This is a genomic window from Pseudomonas sp. Sample_22 (assembly GCF_004307635.1).
Taxonomy (GTDB): domain Bacteria; phylum Pseudomonadota; class Gammaproteobacteria; order Pseudomonadales; family Pseudomonadaceae; genus Aquipseudomonas.
Map to the genome: position 1 here is coordinate 140,199 of NZ_RCNY01000093.1, position 18,967 is coordinate 159,165.

Consider the following 18,967-nt stretch of genomic DNA (forward strand, 5'->3'; position numbering starts at 1 on the left):
GCCGAACGGCGACTCATCGCTGAGCGCACCGTTCGGCCCAATGCATTACAGAATATTGAACGGGATGGTGGTCACGAGACGGAACTCGTTGATGCTGCCATCGGACTGGAACTCGCTGGCACGGTGAGCGGTGTAGGTGCCGCGGATCGTGGTGGCCTTGAACGGACCGCTCTGAACTGCATAAGTGGCACCGATACCGTATTCGTAGTGGTGTTCGCCGTCCTGTTCCTGCACACCGTCGTAGCCTTTGCCAGCGACGCCTTTGTTGCCGGTGTAGTGGGTGCCGTCGATGCCCCAGCCACGCGCCTGGTAGATGTTGAATTTCAGGCCTGGCACACCGTATTCAGCCATGTTCAGGCCATACGCTACCTGGAAGGATTTCTCGTTCGGGCCGTTGAAGTCCGACAGCAGGGAGTTGGCCAGGTAGATGCCGTTGGTTTCGTGCAGGTAGTCGAAGTACTCGTTACCGTTCACTTCCTGATACGAGAAGGTCAAGGTGTGAGCCTGGTGGGTCAGGCCGAACGACAGCGAGTAAGTATCGTTGTCGATGTCGCCGATCAGCGCCTTGCCTTCTTCCTGGGTTTTGTAATAGTTCAGGCCAGTGGTCAGGCTCAGCACCTGGCTGTCGCCCAGCACGTGGGTAGCGCCGAAGTAGTACTGGTTCCAGATGTCTTCAGCCTGGGTTGCCCAGAGGCTGGTGGTCAGGCTGGAGAATGGGGTGTAGGTGATGCCGCCCGTGTAAATGTGATCGGATTCCACGCGGCCGTTGGCGTATTCCGTACGGAATTTTTGCAGGCTTTGTTCCATACGCGGAGACACGCGATCGAAGGTCGCGATATCAAAGGTCAGGTTTTCCAGCTCCGCGACATTCAGGCTCACACCCTCGAAACTCGAAGGCAGGGCACGGTTGCCGATGGTGTCGACTTGCGGGCTGCTGTAGCTCTGGCGACCGGCAGTCAGGGTGGAGTTGGAGACGCGCGCCTTGACGTTGGCCAGGCCCAGTTTGCTCCACTGGCCCACCGCATCGCCGCCTTTCTCGGTCAGGGTACGGTTGTTACCCGAGAAGGCGCCGGTCTTGGGCGCGCCACCGTTGCCGGCAGCCAGGTTTTCGCGATCACGCTCCAGTGCAATGGCGTTGTAGGCGGCGACTTCAGTGCTGAAGCCGACCGTGCCCTCGGTGAAGCCCGAGTTGTACTTGAGGATGGTGCCTTGCACCCAGTTGATACGGCGATCGGTTTCCGGCAATGCGCCGTCTTTGCTGTAGCGGAACTTGCCGCCGCGTTTCAGTTGTTCATTGGCGTACCAGTTACGCGTGGTGCCGGTAATCGACTGGCCTTCCACAAAGCCAGTGGCTTCGCTTTGAGCGGATTTTTCTTTCACGGTAACCGGTGTGAAAGCCTGGCTCTGGGTTTCAGCGTAAGCCGTGGCGGTCACGCTGCTGATGGCCAGGGCCAGTATTGCGGTGCTGCTCAGTTTCATGGGTGAAGCTCCTTTTTATTTCTTTTTTTTATGCCGTTCTTTTTTGATGAGCGGCTATTGCTTTGGAACTCTTTCACGCAACGCAAACGTTTGCTGCATGCCTTTTGGGCGAATTACGGCAAGGCGCCTGCATGGGGGCGCAGTACGCCCCCAGCGATTCAGCTACACGGTTTTATTTTTCGATGCTGACACCCGAGAAAACGTTACGACCGAAGGGGCTGACCTTGAACCCTTCGATTTTGGCGCTCAACGGCTGATTGACCGTCGAGTGGGCGACTGGCGTGATCGGCACCTGCTGCTTGAGGTACTGCTGCGCCTGTTTGTAGAGGACGGTGCGCTGGTCGCGGTCGGTCACGACCTTGGCTTGCTTGATCAGCTTGTCGTAAGCCGGATCACACCACATGGAATAGTTGTTGCCGCCGATGGCATCGCAGCTGTACAGCGTGCCGAGCCAGTTGTCCGGGTCACCATTGTCACCGGTCCAGCCGATCAGGCTGACGTCGTGCTCGCCATTCTTGGTGCGCTTGATGTACTCGCCCCATTCATAGCTGACGATCTTGACCTTGAGGCCGATTTTCGCCCAGTCAGCCTGGAGCATCTCGGCCATCAGCTTGGCGTTGGGGTTGTACGGACGCTGGACGGGCATGGCCCACAAAGTGATCTCGGTGCCTTCCTTGACGCCGGCAGCCTTGAGCAATTCCTTGGCTTTTTCCGGGTTGTAGGCGGCATCCTTGACGGTGTCGTCGTAGGACCACTGGGTCGGCGGCATGGCGTTGACCGCCAGTTGCCCCGCGCCCTGGTAAACGGCGTTGAGAATGCCTTGCTTGTTCACCGCCATGTCCAGCGCCTGACGCACTTCAAGCTGGTCGAACGGTTTGTGGCGCACGTTGTAGGCGATGTAGCCGAGGTTGAAGCCGGGCTTCTCGATCAGTTGCAGCTTGGGGTCGTTCTTCAGCGCGGTGACATCGGCCGGACGCGGATGCAGGGTGATCTGGCACTCGTCGGCCTTGAGTTTCTGCACACGTACCGAAGCGTCGGTGTTGATGGCGAAGATCAGGTTGTCGAGCTTGACGCGCTCAGGCGCCCAGTAATGTTTGTTGCCGGTGTAACGGATGTTCGAGTCTTTCTGATAGCTCTTGAACACGAACGGCCCGGTGCCGATCGGCTTCTGGTTGATGTCGCTCGGCTTGCCCTCGGCCAGCAGCTGGTCGGCGTACTCGGCAGAGAGAATGGCGGCGAAGCTCATGGCGATGTTCTGAATGAACGCGGCGTCGACGCTGTTGAGCGTCATGACCACGGTCAGCGGCCCGGTCTTTTCAACCTTGGCGATGTTCTTGTTCAGGCTCATCCCGTTGAAGTACGGAAACTCTGTCGGGTAGGCCTTGCGGAAAGGTTGTTGCGGATCGAGCATGCGGTTGAAGGTGAACAGCACGTCGTCGGCATTGAATTCACGGGTTGGGGTGAAATATTTGGTGGTGTGAAACTTCACCCCTGGGCGCAGGTGAAAGGTGTACTTGAGGCCGTCCTCGGAAATATCCCAGTTTGTGGCCAGGCCCGGTACGACATTGGTCGAGCCTTTTTCAAACTCTGCCAGCCGGTTGTACAGCGGCTCGGCGGCATCATTGTCAGTCGCTGTCGTGTATTGCGCCGTATCGAACCCGGCGGGGCTGCCTTCGGAGCAGAACACCAGGCTGTTACTGGCCGCGTGGCCCATGGAGGTAGCGGCCAGCAGACCGGTGCCCAGCAGTGCAGATAAAACCAAGGTATGGCGCATGACGCTCTCTCTTGTTCAGTGTTGTGACAATGAGCCTGCAATCCGTGCGTAGACGACGAGGCTTCACTGGTTTCAAGCCATGACGTGCAGCAAACAAACCGATGACCCACGCATGAGCTGGTCGGATACCGACGGTATGAACCGTGGCTCCGGCAGTAAATGCGAAGAGTCCGAAAGTCTCGTAGGAAATGACTACGTGGCCTGACGTTCTGCTGTAAGCAGCAGTCGACTTGGATGTAGGCGAATTCCTGCTTTCTCGGTTGATAAAGTAACGGCGACGTCCAGGACGTCGCCGTTACCCGATCTTATTTGCTGACGCTGACGCCGTAGAAGGAATTCAAGCCAAACGGGCTGATCTTGAAGTCCTGCACATTGGCGCGCATGGGTTGGAACACCGTCGAGTGAGCGATAGGTGTCATTGGAACAGCGTCTTTGAGGACGTGTTGCGCTTGCTTGTACAGTTCGGTGCGCTTGCCTTGATCCGAAGTGCGCTTGGCTTGCTTGACGATGTCGTCAAACTTCTTGTCGCACCACTTGGAGAAGTTGTTGCCTTCCAGCGAGTCGCAGCCGAACAGCACGTTCAGCCAGTTATCGGGATCACCATTGTCACCGCTCCAGCCAATCAGCATTGCCTGGTTCTCGCCGCCTTTGGAGCGCTTGATGTACTCGCCCCACTCGTAGCTCTGGATCTTGACCTTGAGGCCGACTTTCGCCCAGTCGGACTGCAGCATTTCTGCCATCAGCTTGGCGTTCGGGTTGTACGGACGCTGTACCGGCATCGCCCACAGAACGATTTCGGTACCTTCTTTCACGCCGGCTTCCTTGAGCAGCTCTTTGGCTTTCTCAGGGTTGTACGGTGCATCCTTGATGGTGGTGTCGTAGGACCACTGGGTCGGCGGCATGGCGTTGACGGCCAGTTGGCCGGCGCCCTGGTAAACCGAGTCGATGATCTGCTGCTTGTTGACCGCCATGTCCAGTGCCTGACGCACTTTCAGTTGGGCCAGCGGGTTCGGCTCGTTGCTGCCCTTGACTTTGTCCATCACGTTGTAGGCGATGTAACCGAGGTTGAAACCAGCCTGGTCAGGCAGCTTCAGGGTCTTGTCTTCACGCAGCGCCTTGAGGTCGGCCGGACGCGGGAACAGGGTGACCTGGCACTCGTTTTTCTTCAGTTTCTGGATGCGTACCGACGGGTCGGTGGTGATGGCGAAGATCAGGTTGTCGATCTTCACGTCATCCGGCTTCCAGTAGTCCTTGTTCCCGGTGTAGCGGATGTTGGAGTCTTTCTGGTAGCTCTTGAACACGAACGGACCAGTGCCGACCGGCTTCTGGTTGATGTCGGCGGCCTTGCCTTCCTTGAGCAGCTGGGCGGCGTACTCGGCGGACTGGATCGAGGCGAAGCTCATGGCCATGTTCTGGATGAACGCGGCGTCTACGTCCTTGAGGGTGAACTTGACGGTCTTGTCGTCGACTTTATCGATCTTGGTGATGTTGGTATCCATCCCCATGTCGGTGAAGTACGGGAATTCGGTCGGGTACGCTTTGCGGAACGGGTCATCCTTGTTAATCATGCGATTAAAGGTGAACAGCACGTCGTCGGCGTTGAACTCACGGGTCGGCTTGAAGTAAGGAGTGGTGTGGAACTTGACGCCTTCGCGCAGATGGAAGGTGTACGTCAGGCCGTCATCGGAGACGTCCCAGCTGGTCGCCAGACCAGGAATGACAGCGGTGCCGCCGCGCTCGAACTGGGTCAGGCGGTTGAACATGGTTTCTGCAGAGGCGTCGAAGTCGGTTCCGGTGGTGTATTGACCTGGATCGAAACCGGCCGGGCTTCCTTCGGAGCAGAACACCAGGTTGGTCGCAGCTTGGGCGAACGGTGCGGCGGCCAATAAGCTGGCGCCGACTAAAAACGGAATGACCGCTTGTTTAAGCATGGTGGCCTCATGATTTGTTGTCATTTTTTAATTTTGAGGACGACCTCGTGAGTCGTGCCTGCGGATACTTATGCAGGGGGCATACCCAATGCAAGATCTTGAGCGACTGCAGGTCTTAAACGGTGGCACGAACGTACCTTAATGTCGCATTTGTATAAAAGTTGACGCATTTGACCGTTTGCGCGGCATTTTTGCAGTGCATTTAGTGCACCTTTGTGGTGCGAATATAGCTTGGGTTGCCCGTGGGTGGGGCGAGGTGTTACCTATTTATACCCCGCTCTAAAGGGGTGGGTAGAGATTGATGGGAGTGGTTATCGTTGCACTGCAATTGGTCGAGTTGTACGAAGTGCAACTGTGGCTGTTTTTCAGGGATTTCTGTCGTCGCAGATAGAGCATAGATGGCAGTTTGCAAAAAAAAAGGCGATCACCAAGTGATCGCCTGATTGCATGGTGGCTTCGACTCAGGGCATCAGCACTTCGATCGAGCCGTCAGCCGTCATGCTGACCTGGCTGGTGCCGGCTTCGACTTGTGGAGTGACCGGCGCCGCTTCGTCCATGCTGGCCGCTTTCATCATCATCGGCGCGCGCATGTACGGTTGCGGATAGCCGTTGCTGTTGAGGTTCAGGTTGACGATTTTGTAGCCTTTGCCGCCCAGCGCATCGGTTGCCAGTTGCGCCCGTGCCTTGAAGGCAGTCACTGCTTCCTTGAGCAAGGTGTCTTCGCTGGCCTTGCGGGTTGGCGTGGCAATGGCGAAGTCCATGCCGCCCATCTTCAGGTCTGTGAGCAGTTCGCCGGTCAACTTCGACAGGGCGGCAAAGTCGGTGCTTTCCAGGCGCAACTCGGCGCGTTCACGCCAGCCGGTGATCTTCTGGCCTTTGGTGTCGTAGATCGGATAGCTGTTGCGACTGCCTTGGCGCAGGGTGATGTCCTTGACCTGTTTGGCCTGGGCCAGCGCCTTGTTCATGGTGGTGCTGACGTCGGCCGCGAGTTTGGCCGGGTCGGTGTTTTGTTCTTCGGTGTAGAGGGTCACGATCATCAAGTCGCGAGCCACTTCCTGGCTGACTTCGGCGCGCAGGGAAATCTGGTTGTAATGAAGCTCGTCGGCCGCCAGGGTCGGGAGGCTGGCGAAAGCGCCAACGCTCAGGGCAAGGAGGGCGGCGCTGCGGCGGAATGTGTGCATGAAAGCTCCTGGGATGATGTGCAGGGAATCGTTCGGGCCTGCGTGAACCCATCAGACTCTAGCGATAATGATCCGGTTCGCACAGTTACAACTTCTATACAGATAACGTGTGCTGGGCTTTTTGTGGTGAGGGAGCTTGCTCCCATTCGGCTGCGAAGCAGTCGCAAAGTCGGATTGCAGGACCTCCCTGTTTTACCCGGTACGATGGAGCGGGCCTGCTACGCAGTCCAGCGGGACGGTGCGGCGATCCGACAAGCTCCCTCGCCACCACAGCGTTATCAGATTTGGCATGTGGTCGTTTGCCGCACTTTCGCTTCTGAAGGCGCCGCTTGGTTATACTCCCAATGATCCGCCTGGAGCGCTCATCAGGAGAGCTCATGCTCGCCCCCGTTCAAATCACTTCCGCCACTCGCCAGAATCTCTGGCGGCTGACTTTCATCCGGACTTTGGTACTGGCTGCCCAAGCCGGGTCGGTAGGCCTGGCCTACTGGTTCGAATTGTTGCCGTTGCCCTGGTTTCAACTGGCCGCCACCCTCGGTTGCTCAATGCTGCTGTGTGCATTCACCGCGATTCGCTTGCGCACCTCATGGCCGGTGACCGAGCTGGAATACGCCGTACAACTGGCCTGCGACCTGTTTATCCACAGTGCCTTGCTGTATTTCTCCGGGGGGTCGACCAACCCCTTCGTTTCCTATTATCTGGTGCCGCTGACCATCGCTGCCGTAACGTTGCCGTGGCGTTATTCGGTGATCCTGTCGGGCATCGCGCTGACGATGTACACCCTGTTGCTGGCACGCTTCTATCCGCTACAAACCTTCCCCATCGCCCGGGAAAACCTGCAGGTGTACGGGATGTGGCTGAGTTTCGCCCTGGCGGCGGCGGTGATCACCTTCTTCGCCGCTCGCATGGCCGAAGAACTGCGCCGACAGGAAGAGTTGCGCGCCATCCGCCGTGAAGAAGGCCTGCGCGACCAACAGCTCCTGGCTGTCGCCACCCAGGCCGCGGGCGCGGCGCATGAGCTGGGTACGCCATTGGCGACCATGAGCGTGCTGCTCAAGGAAATGCGCCAGGACCATCACGACCCGATGTTGCAGGACGACCTGAGCGTGTTGCAGGATCAAGTCAAGTTGTGCAAAGAGACCTTGCAGCAACTGGTACGCGCCGCCGAGGCCAATCGCCGGTTGGCGGTGGAAATGCAGGACGTTACCGATTGGCTCGACGAAGCGCTCAATCGCTGGCACCTGATGCGTCCGGAGGCCAGTTACCGCTTCCAGCGCCTCGGCCAGGGCACGGTGCCACGCATGGCGCCACCGCCTGACCTGACCCAGGCCTTGCTGAATTTGCTCAACAATGCCGCTGATGCCTGCCCGGAGGGCTTGCAGGTGACGCTGGACTGGGACGCCGAAAACCTCACCATCAGCATCCGCGATCACGGCGCAGGCGTACCATTGGCTATCGCCGAACAGATCGGCAAACCGTTTTTTACCACCAAGGGCAAAGGCTTCGGCCTGGGCCTGTTTTTGAGCAAGGCCAGCGTGACACGCGCCGGCGGCTCAGTGAAACTCTACAGTCATGAGGAAGGTGGCACGCTCACCGAGCTGCGCCTGCCCCGTGTCGCCCGAGGAGACCAACATGAGTGACGAAACCCAAGTCGAAGGCGAAGAACTGCCGCATTTGCTGCTGGTCGATGACGACGCCACCTTCACCCGCGTCATGGCTCGCGCCATGGCTCGCCGTGGTTTCCGCGTCAGCACGGCTGGCTCCGCCGAGGAAGGCCTGGAACTGGCCAAGGCCGATCTGCCGGACTACGCCGCACTGGACCTGAAAATGGATGGCGATTCCGGCCTGGTGTTGTTGCCCAAGTTGCTGGAAATGGACCCGGAAATGCGCGTGGTCATCCTCACCGGTTACTCAAGCATTGCCACCGCCGTCGAAGCGATCAAGCGTGGTGCCTGCAACTACCTGTGCAAACCGGCCGATGCCGACGACGTATTGGCGGCGCTGCTGTCCGAACACGCCGACCTCGACAGCCTGGTGCCGGAAAACCCGATGTCGGTGGACCGCTTGCAGTGGGAACACATTCAGCGGGTTTTGACCGAACACGAAGGCAACATTTCCGCCACTGCCCGCGCCCTGGGCATGCACCGCCGCACGCTGCAGCGCAAACTGCAGAAGCGCCCCGTTCGTCGCTGAACCTGCGCTGAACGAATGCGGGCCGCTCCTCGCGACAAACCGAACCGATCATCTATGATCGGTTCGTGCGTGTACTTTTCTCTATTGAGCCTTATCCATGAACCAGAACGCTGAGTACTCCGCGGTCAACGATGCTGTGCGCGGGCAGTTTTTTCGCAAAGTGTGGGCGATGATCACGCCTTACTGGCAAAGTGAGGAGAAGGCCAAGGCCTGGGCGTTGTTGATCGCGGTGATCGCGTTGTCACTGATCAGCGTGGGCATCTCGGTGTGGTTCAACACCTGGTACAAGGATTTCTATAACGCGCTGCAACAGAAAGACGAAGCCGCTTTCTGGCGCCTGATCCTGTACTTCTGCGCGATTGCGGCGGTGGCGATTGTCGGTGCGGTGTATCGCCTCTACCTGACTCAGATGTTGACGATCCGCTGGCGGGCCTGGCTGACCGAAAAACATTTCACGCGGTGGCTCAACGACAAGAATTACTACCAGCTGGAGCAGGGCGGCTACACCGATAACCCGGACCAGCGGATTTCCGAAGACCTCAACAACTTCACCAACAACACCCTTGAACTGGGTATCGGTCTGCTGCGCAATATCGTCAGCCTGGTGTCGTTCTCGATCATTTTGTGGGGCGTGTCGGGCAGTATCGAAGTCTTCGGTATCACCATTCCCGGCTACATGTTCTGGTGCGTGCTGGTTTACGCCGTGGTGGGCAGTTGGCTGACGCATTTGATCGGTCGTCGCTTGATCGGTCTGAACAACCAACAACAACGCTTCGAGGCCGACCTGCGTTTCTCCATGGTGCGGATTCGTGAGAATGCCGAAAGCATCGCGTTGTACAACGGCGAGCCGAACGAAAATCGTCGCTTGAGCGGCCGCTTCGGGATGGTCTGGCACAATTTCTGGGACATCATGAAGGTGTCCAAGCGCCTGACCTTCTTTACGGCAGGTTACAACCAGGCTGCCATTATCTTTCCGTTCATCGTTGCTTCGCCGCGTTACCTGGCGGGCAAGATCGAACTGGGCGAGTTGATGCAGATCAGCTCGGCGTTCGGCAATGTGCAGGAAAGTTTCAGCTGGTTTATCAGTGCCTACCAAAGCCTGGCTTCCTGGCGCGCCACCTGCGATCGTCTGCTCAGCTTCCGTCAGGCCATGACCGACAACGAACAGCGCGCACCGGCCATCGATGTGCAGAACCAGGGTGATGCATTGAAAGTGCACAACCTGGGCCTGGACCTGGCCGACGGCCGTCACTTGCTGACCAATGCCGACCTGACTGTGGAGGAGGGCGAGCGCGTGATGCTCAGCGGGCGTTCCGGCAGCGGCAAGTCGACGTTGCTGCGGGCGATGGGGCATCTGTGGCCGTCCGGTCACGGCAGCATTCGTCTGCCGGCGGCGCGTTATCTGTTCTTGCCGCAAAAGCCGTATCTGCCGATCGGTACGTTGCGTGAAGCGCTGAGTTATCCACAGGATGGCGGTACGTATCAGAGCGAGCGTTATGCGCACGTCCTGGAAACCTGCCGATTGCCGCATCTGGTGGCGCGTATTGATGAAGCCAATCACTGGCAACGCATGCTCTCGCCGGGTGAGCAACAGCGACTGGCCTTTGCCCGCGCGCTGCTTTACGCCCCGCAATGGCTGTACATGGACGAAGCGACCTCGGCGATGGATGAAGAGGACGAAGCGTCGCTGTATCAGGCACTGATCGACGAATTGCCCGGGCTGAGCATTGTCAGCGTTGGCCATCGCAGCAGTCTCAAGCGCTTCCATCCACGGCATGTGCGTATCGAAAATGGGCATCTGGTGGATCAGGCCGTGACCGCATAAACATCATGCCTCTGTAGGAGCAAAGCTTGCTCGCGATCACCATCATGCGGTTTTCGACCTGGGACCGCGTGATCGTTCATCGCGAGCAAGCTTTGCTCCTACCAGGGGTGGTGGTGATCGTACAACCGCGTTGCGCTATGATGCGGTTTCAGCAGCCGAATATTTCGAGACAGACGTCCACCATGGAAAACCCGAACGACGCACCACGCCTACCTCGCAAGCGCCGCAGCCTCGCTCAGGAACTGGTGACGGTGCTGTCCGAGCAGATCCGCGACGGTCACCTCAAGCGTGGCGACAAGTTGCCCACCGAGTCGGCGATCATGGATGCCCATGGTGTCAGCCGCACGGTGGTGCGCGAGGCGATTTCCCGTTTGCAGGCGGCGGGGCAGGTGGAGACCCGCCATGGTATCGGCACCTTCGTTCTCGACACACCGAGCCCGAGTGGTTTTCGCATCGACCCGGCAACCGTGGTCACCTTGCGTGACGTGCTGGCGATCCTGGAATTGCGCATCAGTCTCGAAGTGGAATCCGCCGGCCTCGCTGCCCAGCGTCGCAGTCCCGAGCAATTGGCCTTGATGCGCGCGGCACTGGATGCGCTGAACGAAAGCGTGTCTCACGCCAGTGATGCCGTGGCTTCGGACTTCCAGTTCCACCTGCAGATTGCCCTGTCCACCGGCAACCGTTACTTCACCGACATCATGACTCACCTGGGCACCAGCATCATTCCGCGCACTCGGCTCAACTCCGCGCGGCTGGCCCATGACGATCAGCAGCACTACATGAATCGCCTGAGCCGCGAGCACGAAGAAATCTACGACGCTATCGCCCGCCAGGACTCCGATGCCGCCCGCGCCGCCATGCGCCTGCACCTGACCAACAGCCGCGAGCGGTTGCGTCATGCCCATGAAGAGGCTGAGGCGCAGCGGGTTTAGGGGAGCACAGGATTTTCCACTGGCACCGTCACATAGTCGATGTACTCGACTGTGTTATCACTCAATACCTTGATTTTTTTTTGAGTGACCTCCAGGGTTTTTCCCGGCATCAACTCAAATTCGACCCAATCTCCAATGCTCACGTGCAGGTCGAATTCCATTGGCATGACCAGCGGCTTGAGCTGGGCGCTGGTCGGAAAGTTAAATCGATGTTTTATTGGCATGACTGATTACCATTCGATGCGCAATGTCAGCAGTGAGCTGGTTTGTGGTTCGTTCTCGCCGCCGATCTGGTAGCACAGCGTGACTGTCTTGTTTACGTGTCTCTTCACTTCTTCTCTGGAGACGTAAACTTTCAGGTTTGGCGTTCTTGCGACGTCGTCAATGTCTTCGTTGTATTGTCCGGTAGGGATCTTTTTCCCCCGCCATTCCAGGTCGCCCTTGTCCAGATTCAAGATTGCAAAGGCTTCGTTGTAAGGCGAGGAATATGCGGAATCGGGAATGCAGACTTCCAGATCTCCTTGGAGCTTCGACAACACCACGACAGTTTCCTGATCGTCGGGCCGGGTTGTGATTCCTGTAAGCGTTGGGGCTTCAAGCGCCATGATGTATTCCTTGGAGTGTCGAGGTTGGCGAAATGGGTTGCGGCACATGCCAAGCTCCGGATCAGAGTTATCCCTCTAGAGATGCGTCATTCGGAACTGATAGAAATTACAGTTTCGACAAGCGGTTATGCTTCTTAGGGTCCTAGGATGACGTATCTCTAGGATTGGTATTATTCGAAGCGCCATCCTCTTCATTCCCACCAAAGGCTTTTAAACATGGGGTTTCCGAGCCTTTTGTCGAACAATTTTCACCCGGCGCGATGAAATGCAGTTGACGGTTGTATTTTAAGTTGTACGATGACCTACAACTTCAGCGCAGGCTGAACGGTCATCACACACAAACGTCGCAACCCAGGGTGTTCGAATAATGAATCCACAAGAACTGAAGTCCATCCTCTCTTCCGGTCTGCTGTCTTTCCCGGTTACCGATTTCAATGCACAGGGCGATTTCAATCGCGCTGGCTACATCAAGCGTCTGGAATGGCTGGCCCCATACGGCGCCTCGGCTCTGTTCGCCGCAGGTGGCACCGGTGAGTTCTTCTCTCTGGCGGCCAGCGAATATTCGGAAATCATCAAGACTGCCGTCGACACTTGCGCCACCAGCGTGCCAATCCTGGCCGGCGTGGGCGGTTCGACCCGTCAAGCCATCGAGTACGCACAGGAAGCCGAACGTCTGGGCGCCAAAGGCCTGTTGCTGCTGCCGCACTACCTGACCGAAGCCAGCCAGGACGGTGTTGCCGCCCACGTTGAAGCGGTGTGCAAATCGGTCAACATCGGCGTCGTGGTCTACAACCGCAACGTTTGCCGCCTGAACGCGCCGCTGCTGGAACGTCTGGCCGAGCGCTGCCCGAACCTGATCGGCTACAAGGATGGCCTGGGTGATATCGAGTTGATGGTGTCGATCCGTCGCCGCCTCGGTGATCGCTTCAGCTACCTGGGCGGTTTGCCGACCGCTGAAGTCTACGCCGCTGCCTACAAGGCGCTGGGCGTGCCGGTCTACTCCTCGGCGGTGTTCAACTTCATCCCGAAAACCGCGATGGATTTCTACCACGCGATCGCTCGCGAAGATCACGCCACCGTTGGCAAGATCATCGACGACTTCTTCCTGCCGTACCTGGACATCCGTAACCGCAAAGCGGGTTATGCGGTGAGCATCGTCAAGGCCGGGGCAAAAATTGCCGGCTATGACGCAGGCCCTGTGCGGGCGCCGCTGACCGATCTGACTGGCGAAGAGTATGAAATGCTCGCGGCGCTGATCGACAAGCAGGGTGCGCAGTAACACATCCGTTTAAGTAAGGCCGCTGAGTGATCAGCGGCCTTTTGCGTGAGGAGATCTTAAAGTGGCAGATGCAAAGCGTTTCGATAACTACATCAATGGTGAATGGGTTGCCGGTGGCGATTACTCGGCCAACATCAACCCGTCCGAGCTGAGCGACAACATCGGCGATTACGCCAAGGCTGACCTGGCCCAGGTCAACGCCGCCATTGATGCTGCCCGTGCCGCATTCCCGGCCTGGTCCACGTCCGGTATTCAGGCGCGTCACGATTCCCTGGATAAAGTCGGCAGCGAAATCCTCGCTCGTCGCGAAGAGCTCGGCACGCTGCTGGCCCGGGAAGAGGGCAAGACCCTGCCTGAAGCCATCGGTGAAGTGACCCGCGCCGGTAACATTTTCAAGTTCTTCGCCGGCGAATGCCTGCGTCTGTCCGGCGACTATCTGCCGTCGGTGCGCCCGGGCGTCAACGTCGAAGTGACTCGTGAGGCCTTGGGCGTGGTCGGCCTGATCACTCCGTGGAACTTCCCGATTGCCATTCCGTCGTGGAAAATCGCCCCGGCCCTGGCCTACGGCAACTGCGTTGTGCTCAAGCCTGCGGACCTGGTGCCGGGCTGCGCCTGGGCGCTGGCGGAAATCATTTCCCGCGCAGGCTTCCCCGCCGGTGTGTTCAACCTCGTGATGGGCAGTGGTCGAGTAGTGGGCGATGCACTGGTGCACAGCCCGAAGGTCGACGGCATCAGCTTCACCGGTTCCGTGGGCGTTGGTCGCCAGATCGCCGTGAGCTGCGTCTCGCGCCAGGCCAAGGTTCAGTTGGAAATGGGCGGCAAGAACCCGCAGATCATTCTCGACGACGCCGACCTCAAGCAAGCGGTCGAACTGTCGGTACAGAGCGCGTTCTACTCCACCGGCCAGCGTTGCACCGCGTCGAGCCGCTTCATCGTCACCGCCGGGATTCACGACAAGTTCGTTGATGCCATGGCCGAACGCATGAAGTCGATCAAAGTCGGCCACGCCTTGAAAGCCGGCACTGACATCGGTCCGGTCGTTTCGCAAGCGCAGCTCGAGCAAGACATGAAGTACATCGACATCGGTCAGTCCGAAGGTGCGCGTCTGGTCAGCGGCGGCGGTCTGGTGACCTGTGACACCGAGGGCTACTTCCTCGCGCCAACGCTGTTTGCCGACAGCGAAGCTGCGATGCGCATCAGCCGTGAAGAGATCTTCGGTCCGGTGGCCAACATTGTCCGCGTCGCCGATTACGATGCTGCGCTGGCCATGGCCAACGACACCGAATTCGGTCTGTCGGCGGGCATCGCCACCACATCCCTGAAGTACGCCAACCACTTCAAGCGCCACTCCCAGGCCGGGATGGTAATGGTCAACCTGCCGACCGCCGGCGTGGATTACCACGTTCCGTTCGGTGGGCGTAAAGGTTCATCCTATGGATCACGTGAGCAAGGTCGCTATGCGCAAGAGTTCTACACGGTCGTGAAGACCAGCTACATCGGCTCCTGATCTACGCAATACCCTGTAGGAGCCGGCTTGCTGGCGATCGCATCACCCGGTGTCAATGACACACCGGGGTGCCCGCATCGCTGGCAAGCCAGCTCCCACAAAAGACCGAAGAAGATTCACCCGCGCATAAAAATAATTTGTGGGAGTACATCTACATGCAATCGACGCAAAAGCCGACTCACGTCCGCTATCTGATCCTGCTCATGCTTTTCCTGGTGACCACGATCAACTACGCCGACCGGGCTACCATCGCTATCGCTGGCTCCAGCCTGCAAAAAGACCTCGGCATCGACGCCGTCACCCTTGGCTATATTTTCTCCGCATTCGGTTGGGCCTACGTGGCCGGGCAAATTCCCGGGGGCTGGCTGCTGGACCGTTTCGGTTCGAAAAAAATCTACGCACTGAGCATCTTCACCTGGTCGCTGTTCACCGTGCTGCAAGGCTTCGTCGGTGAATTCGGCATGTCCACGGCGGTGGTTGCGCTGTTCATGCTGCGCTTCCTGGTGGGCCTGGCCGAAGCGCCGTCCTTCCCTGGCAACGCGCGCATCGTTGCGGCGTGGTTCCCGACCGCTGAACGCGGTACGGCCTCGGCGATCTTCAACTCCGCGCAATACTTCGCCACCGTGCTGTTCGCCCCGCTGATGGGCTGGATCGTCTACTCCTTCGGCTGGGAACATGTGTTCATCGTCATGGGTATCCTGGGCATCATCTTCTCGCTGATCTGGCTGAAAGTGATCTACAGCCCGCGTGAACACCCACGGATCAACGATGCCGAGTTCAAGCACATCTCCGAGAACGGCGGCATGGTCGACATGGACCAGAAGGGCAAGAAGTCCGACGGTCCGAAGTGGGATTACATCCGTCAGTTGCTGACCAACCGCATGATGCTCGGCGTGTACCTGGGCCAATACTGCATCAACGGTATCACCTACTTCTTCCTGACGTGGTTCCCGGTGTACCTGGTGCAGGAACGCGGCATGACCATCCTCAAGGCCGGTTTCATCGCCTCGTTGCCGGCGATCTGCGGCTTCATCGGTGGTGTGCTCGGCGGGGTGATTTCCGATTACCTGCTGCGCAAGGGGCATTCCCTGACCTTCGCCCGCAAGGCACCGATCATTGCCGGCCTGCTGGTTTCCAGCAGCATCGTGGCCTGCAACTATGTCGATGTTGAGTGGATGGTCGTCGGCTTCATGGCCCTGGCATTCTTCGGCAAAGGCGTGGGCGCACTGGGCTGGGCCGTGGTGTCCGACACCTCGCCGAAACAGATCGCCGGTCTGAGCGGTGGCCTGTTCAACACCTTCGGTAACCTGGCCTCGATCACTACCCCGATCGTGATCGGCTACATCATCAGTTCCACCGGCTCGTTCAAGTGGGCGCTGGTGTTCGTTGGTTGCAACGCACTGGTCGCGGTGTTCAGCTATCTGGTGATCGTCGGTCCGATCAAGCGTGTGGTGCTCAAAGAGCCACCGGTCAGCGGTCCTGAAACCAACAATAAATTGTCTCAAGCGCATTCCTGAGGAGCGGCGTCATGCAGTTGATTGAACATTCCGACTCGCCGCGCTACATCCGCCTGCACGAGCGGGACAATGTGGTGATCGTGGTCAACGATCAGGGCGTACCGGCCGGCACCGAGTTTGCCGATGGCCTGGTCACCGTGGACTTCGTGCCACAGAGCCACAAGGTCACCCTGGGAGACATTCCCGAGGGTGGCCAGGTGATTCGTTACGGCCAGGTCATTGGCTACGCCTTGCAGCCGATTCCACGCGGCAGTTGGGTCAAGGAAGATCAACTGCGCATGCCGACCGCGCCACCGCTGGACAGCCTGCCGCTGTCTACCGAAGTGCCGGCCGCGCAAGCACCGCTGGAAGGCTTCACCTTCGAGGGTTATCGCAACGCCGACGGCACCGTCGGCACGCGCAACATCCTTGGCATCACCACCACCGTGCAATGTGTGACCGGTGTGCTCGACCACGCGGTCAAGCGTATCAAGGACGAATTGCTGCCCAAGTACCCGCACGTCGATGACGTGGTGGCGCTGACCCACAGCTACGGCTGTGGCGTGGCGATTACGGCCACCGACGCCTACATCCCGATTCGTACCGTGCGCAATCTGGCGCGCAACCCGAACCTGGGTGGCGAGGCCCTGGTGATCAGCCTGGGTTGCGAGAAATTGCAGGCCGGGCAGGTGATGCACGAGGACGATGCCTCGGTGGACTTGAGCGAGCCGTGGCTCTATCGCCTGCAGGATTCCAGTCACGGTTTTACCGAGATGATCGAACAGATCATGGAGCTGGCGGAAATCCGTCTGAAGAAGCTTGATCAACGCCGTCGGGAAACCGTGCCGGCGTCCGAGCTGATTCTCGGCATGCAGTGCGGTGGCAGCGATGCGTTTTCCGGCATCACTGCCAACCCGGCCCTCGGCTATGCCTCGGACCTGTTGCTGCGGGCGGGCGCGACGGTGATGTTTTCCGAAGTCACCGAAGTGCGCGACGCAATCTACCTGCTGACTTCTCGGGCACAGACCAAGGAGGTCGCCGAGGAACTGGTTCGGGAAATGGACTGGTACGACCGTTATCTCGCCAAGGGCGAAGCGGACCGCAGCGCCAACACCACGCCAGGCAACAAGAAGGGCGGGTTGTCGAACATCGTCGAGAAATCCCTGGGCTCGATCGTCAAGTCTGGCAGCAGTGCGATCAGCGGCGTGCTCGGCCCTGGCGAGCGGTTCAAGGACAAAGGCCTGATCTTCTGCGCGACCCCGGCCAGCGACTTCGTCTGCGGGACGTTGCAACTGGCGGCGGGAATGAACCTGCACGTGTTCACCACCGGACGTGGCACGCCTTATGGCTTGGCCATGGCCCCCGTGGTGAAAGTGTCGACCCGGACGGAACTGGCGCAACGCTGGCCGGACCTGATCGACATTGACGCCGGGCGCATTGCTACAGGCCGGGCCTCCATCGAGGAACTGGGTTGGGAGTTGTTCCACTACTATCTGGATGTGGCCAGCGGCAAGCAGCAGACGTGGGCTGAGAAGCACAAGCTGCATAACGACATCACCTTGTTCAACCCGGCGCCGATCACCTGAGACCAACCAGTGATCGTTCCCACGCTCTGCGTGGGAACGCAACCCGGGACGCTCTGCGTCCCAAAAGCTCGACGCAGAGCGTCACAAGAGGCATTCCCACGCAGAGCGTGGGAACGATCCGGGTGAAAGTGGCTTATCATTAGCCTACTAACGACGCTCACCCAAGGTTACCCCCGGCATGCTGGCAATTTTCCTCGAAACCCTGAACATCACCGCACCGGTGTTCGCCATGCTGTTTCTCGGGGTGTTGCTCAAACGCATCGACTGGATCAACGACAACTTCATCCACACCGCGTCGGCCCTGGTGTTCAACGTCAGCATGCCGGCGTTGCTGTTTCTGGGCATCCTGCATGCCGACCTGCACGCCGCGCTGCAACCGGCGCTGCTGATCTATTTCTCCCTCGCGACCCTGGTGTGCTTTGCCATCGCCTGGGGTTGGGCGATTGTCAAATGCCCGCGCGAAGACCGCGGAATTTATACCCAGGGCGCCTTTCGCGGTAACAACGGGGTCATCGGCCTGGCGCTGGCAGCGAGCATGTACGGCGACTATGGGATTTCCCTCGGGGCGATTCTCGCGGCGTTGGTCATCCTGTTCTACAACACGCTGTCGACCATCGTGCTGGCGGTGTACAGCCCGGTGATCAAGTCCGATCCGTGGAGCATCTGCAAAAGCGTCATGGTCAATCCGTTGATCATCAGCGTGTTTGCGGCGGCCCCGTTTGCGTACTTCAAAATCAGTCTGCCGGGATGGCTGGAGACGTCCGGCCAATATCTGGCGCAAACCACTTTGCCGTTGGCGTTGATCTGCATTGGCGGCACGTTGTCGCTGGCGGCGATGCGCAAAAGTGGTTCGATGGCATTCAGCTCGAGCCTGGTGAAAATGCTCGGCCTGCCGATCCTGGCGACACTCGGCGCCTGGCTCTGGGGCTTCCGTGGTGCGGAGTTGGGGATTCTGTTCCTGTACTTCGGCAGCCCGACTGCAGCGGCCAGTTTCGTCATGGCCCGCGCGGCGGACGGCAATCATGAATTGGCGGCGGCGATCATCGTGATCACCACGCTGATGGCAGCGGTCACCACCAATATCGGGATCTTTTTGTTGCAGTGGGGTGGGTGGATTTGATCGATAGATTTGCGGCGTGTATCAGGGCTCTTCGCGGGCAAGCCTCGCTCCTACGGGTT

At 58.8% G+C, this 18,967-nt stretch carries 16 protein-coding genes; 10 read left to right on the forward strand and 6 right to left on the reverse strand.

From position 1 onward, the window contains the following. Nucleotides 1–45: 45 nt before the first annotated feature. Nucleotides 46–1,479 (reverse strand): OprD family porin, encoded by a 1,434-nt coding sequence (locus D8U73_RS27215; RefSeq protein ID WP_056854998.1) that lies wholly within the window; start codon nt 1,477–1,479, stop codon nt 46–48. Between the two features lie 172 nt (nt 1,480–1,651). Beyond that, the gene (locus D8U73_RS27220; RefSeq protein WP_056854999.1) at nt 1,652–3,253 is read right to left on the reverse strand and encodes an ABC transporter substrate-binding protein; all 1,602 of its coding nucleotides are present in this window, start codon (nt 3,251–3,253) and stop codon (nt 1,652–1,654) included. Between the two features lie 79 nt (nt 3,254–3,332). On the opposite strand from D8U73_RS27220, the gene D8U73_RS29705 reads away from it, so the two are divergent. Further along, a complete protein-coding gene (locus D8U73_RS29705; RefSeq protein WP_269083297.1) occupies nt 3,333–3,458 on the forward strand; it encodes a hypothetical protein in 126 nt (41 codons plus the stop codon). A gap of 100 nt (nt 3,459–3,558) precedes the next feature. Here the strand turns inward: D8U73_RS29705 and D8U73_RS27225 are convergent, their stop codons facing one another. Beyond that, a complete protein-coding gene (locus D8U73_RS27225; protein WP_130906257.1) occupies nt 3,559–5,184 on the reverse strand; it encodes an ABC transporter substrate-binding protein in 1,626 nt (541 codons plus the stop codon). A 461-nt stretch (nt 5,185–5,645) separates the two neighbouring features. Beyond that, entirely contained in the window at nt 5,646–6,365 is a 720-nt protein-coding gene (locus tag D8U73_RS27230) for an SIMPL domain-containing protein (RefSeq protein WP_056855001.1), read from the reverse strand. Between the two features lie 377 nt (nt 6,366–6,742). Here D8U73_RS27230 and D8U73_RS27235 point away from each other — a divergent pair, with 377 nt between their 5' ends. The 4 genes from D8U73_RS27235 (at nt 6,743) to D8U73_RS27250 (ending at nt 11,315) form a co-directional block, all read left to right on the forward strand. Next, on the forward strand, nt 6,743–8,005 hold the full coding sequence (locus D8U73_RS27235) for an ATP-binding protein (RefSeq protein WP_056855002.1): 1,263 nt from the start codon (nt 6,743–6,745) through the stop codon (nt 8,003–8,005). Beyond that, the gene (locus tag D8U73_RS27240) at nt 7,998–8,558 is read left to right on the forward strand and encodes a response regulator transcription factor (protein ID WP_056855003.1); all 561 of its coding nucleotides are present in this window, start codon (nt 7,998–8,000) and stop codon (nt 8,556–8,558) included. Before D8U73_RS27235 ends, D8U73_RS27240 begins: the two co-directional genes overlap by 8 nt. A 97-nt stretch (nt 8,559–8,655) precedes the next feature. After that, a complete protein-coding gene (locus tag D8U73_RS27245; RefSeq protein ID WP_130906258.1) occupies nt 8,656–10,383 on the forward strand; it encodes an ABC transporter ATP-binding protein/permease in 1,728 nt (575 codons plus the stop codon). Between the two features lie 182 nt (nt 10,384–10,565). After that, nucleotides 10,566–11,315, forward strand: coding sequence for a FadR/GntR family transcriptional regulator (locus tag D8U73_RS27250; protein WP_177336588.1), 750 nt, complete (start codon nt 10,566–10,568; stop codon nt 11,313–11,315). On the opposite strand, the gene D8U73_RS27255 is transcribed toward D8U73_RS27250, so the two are convergent. Together D8U73_RS27255 and D8U73_RS27260 are read right to left on the reverse strand one after the other, a co-directional pair. Next, nucleotides 11,312–11,539, reverse strand: coding sequence for a hypothetical protein (locus tag D8U73_RS27255; protein WP_130906259.1), 228 nt, complete (start codon nt 11,537–11,539; stop codon nt 11,312–11,314). The genes D8U73_RS27250 and D8U73_RS27255 overlap by 4 nt on opposite strands. A gap of 6 nt (nt 11,540–11,545) precedes the next feature. Further along, nucleotides 11,546–11,920, reverse strand: a complete 375-nt coding sequence (locus D8U73_RS27260; protein ID WP_056855006.1) for a hypothetical protein — start codon at nt 11,918–11,920, stop codon at nt 11,546–11,548. Nucleotides 11,921–12,287: 367 nt separating this feature from the next. On the opposite strand from D8U73_RS27260, the gene kdgD reads away from it, so the two are divergent. From kdgD to D8U73_RS27285, 5 genes are all read left to right on the forward strand, one after another. Continuing rightward, a complete protein-coding gene (kdgD, locus tag D8U73_RS27265) occupies nt 12,288–13,199 on the forward strand; it encodes a 5-dehydro-4-deoxyglucarate dehydratase (protein WP_020796617.1) in 912 nt (303 codons plus the stop codon). 61 nt (nt 13,200–13,260) lie between these two features. Continuing rightward, complete coding sequence (locus D8U73_RS27270; RefSeq protein WP_130906260.1) at nt 13,261–14,706, forward strand: aldehyde dehydrogenase family protein; 1,446 nt, start codon at nt 13,261–13,263, stop codon at nt 14,704–14,706. Between the two features lie 155 nt (nt 14,707–14,861). After that, nucleotides 14,862–16,223, forward strand: a complete 1,362-nt coding sequence (locus D8U73_RS27275; RefSeq protein WP_056855008.1) for an MFS transporter — start codon at nt 14,862–14,864, stop codon at nt 16,221–16,223. Between the two features lie 11 nt (nt 16,224–16,234). Then, nucleotides 16,235–17,788, forward strand: coding sequence for a galactarate dehydratase (garD, locus tag D8U73_RS27280; protein ID WP_130906261.1), 1,554 nt, complete (start codon nt 16,235–16,237; stop codon nt 17,786–17,788). A 178-nt stretch (nt 17,789–17,966) separates the two neighbouring features. Next, the gene (locus D8U73_RS27285) at nt 17,967–18,908 is read left to right on the forward strand and encodes an AEC family transporter (RefSeq protein WP_056855010.1); all 942 of its coding nucleotides are present in this window, start codon (nt 17,967–17,969) and stop codon (nt 18,906–18,908) included. Nucleotides 18,909–18,967: the final 59 nt, after the last annotated feature.

Bases quoted from the DNA above. Each gene is read 5' to 3' on its own strand.
- D8U73_RS27215 (WP_056854998.1), bottom strand. From the start codon at position 1,479: ATGAAACTGAGCAGCACCGCAATACTGGCCCTGGCCATCAGCAGCGTG.
- D8U73_RS27220 (WP_056854999.1), bottom strand. From the start codon at position 3,253: ATGCGCCATACCTTGGTTTTATCTGCACTGCTGGGCACCGGTCTGCTG.
- D8U73_RS29705 (WP_269083297.1), top strand. From the start codon at position 3,333: ATGACGTGCAGCAAACAAACCGATGACCCACGCATGAGCTGGTCGGAT.
- D8U73_RS27225 (WP_130906257.1), bottom strand. From the start codon at position 5,184: ATGCTTAAACAAGCGGTCATTCCGTTTTTAGTCGGCGCCAGCTTATTG.
- D8U73_RS27230 (WP_056855001.1), bottom strand. From the start codon at position 6,365: ATGCACACATTCCGCCGCAGCGCCGCCCTCCTTGCCCTGAGCGTTGGC.
- D8U73_RS27235 (WP_056855002.1), top strand. From the start codon at position 6,743: ATGCTCGCCCCCGTTCAAATCACTTCCGCCACTCGCCAGAATCTCTGG.
- D8U73_RS27240 (WP_056855003.1), top strand. From the start codon at position 7,998: ATGAGTGACGAAACCCAAGTCGAAGGCGAAGAACTGCCGCATTTGCTG.
- D8U73_RS27245 (WP_130906258.1), top strand. From the start codon at position 8,656: ATGAACCAGAACGCTGAGTACTCCGCGGTCAACGATGCTGTGCGCGGG.
- D8U73_RS27250 (WP_177336588.1), top strand. From the start codon at position 10,566: ATGGAAAACCCGAACGACGCACCACGCCTACCTCGCAAGCGCCGCAGC.
- D8U73_RS27255 (WP_130906259.1), bottom strand. From the start codon at position 11,539: ATGCCAATAAAACATCGATTTAACTTTCCGACCAGCGCCCAGCTCAAG.
- D8U73_RS27260 (WP_056855006.1), bottom strand. From the start codon at position 11,920: ATGGCGCTTGAAGCCCCAACGCTTACAGGAATCACAACCCGGCCCGAC.
- kdgD (WP_020796617.1), top strand. From the start codon at position 12,288: ATGAATCCACAAGAACTGAAGTCCATCCTCTCTTCCGGTCTGCTGTCT.
- D8U73_RS27275 (WP_056855008.1), top strand. From the start codon at position 14,862: ATGCAATCGACGCAAAAGCCGACTCACGTCCGCTATCTGATCCTGCTC.
- garD (WP_130906261.1), top strand. From the start codon at position 16,235: ATGCAGTTGATTGAACATTCCGACTCGCCGCGCTACATCCGCCTGCAC.
- D8U73_RS27285 (WP_056855010.1), top strand. From the start codon at position 17,967: ATGCTGGCAATTTTCCTCGAAACCCTGAACATCACCGCACCGGTGTTC.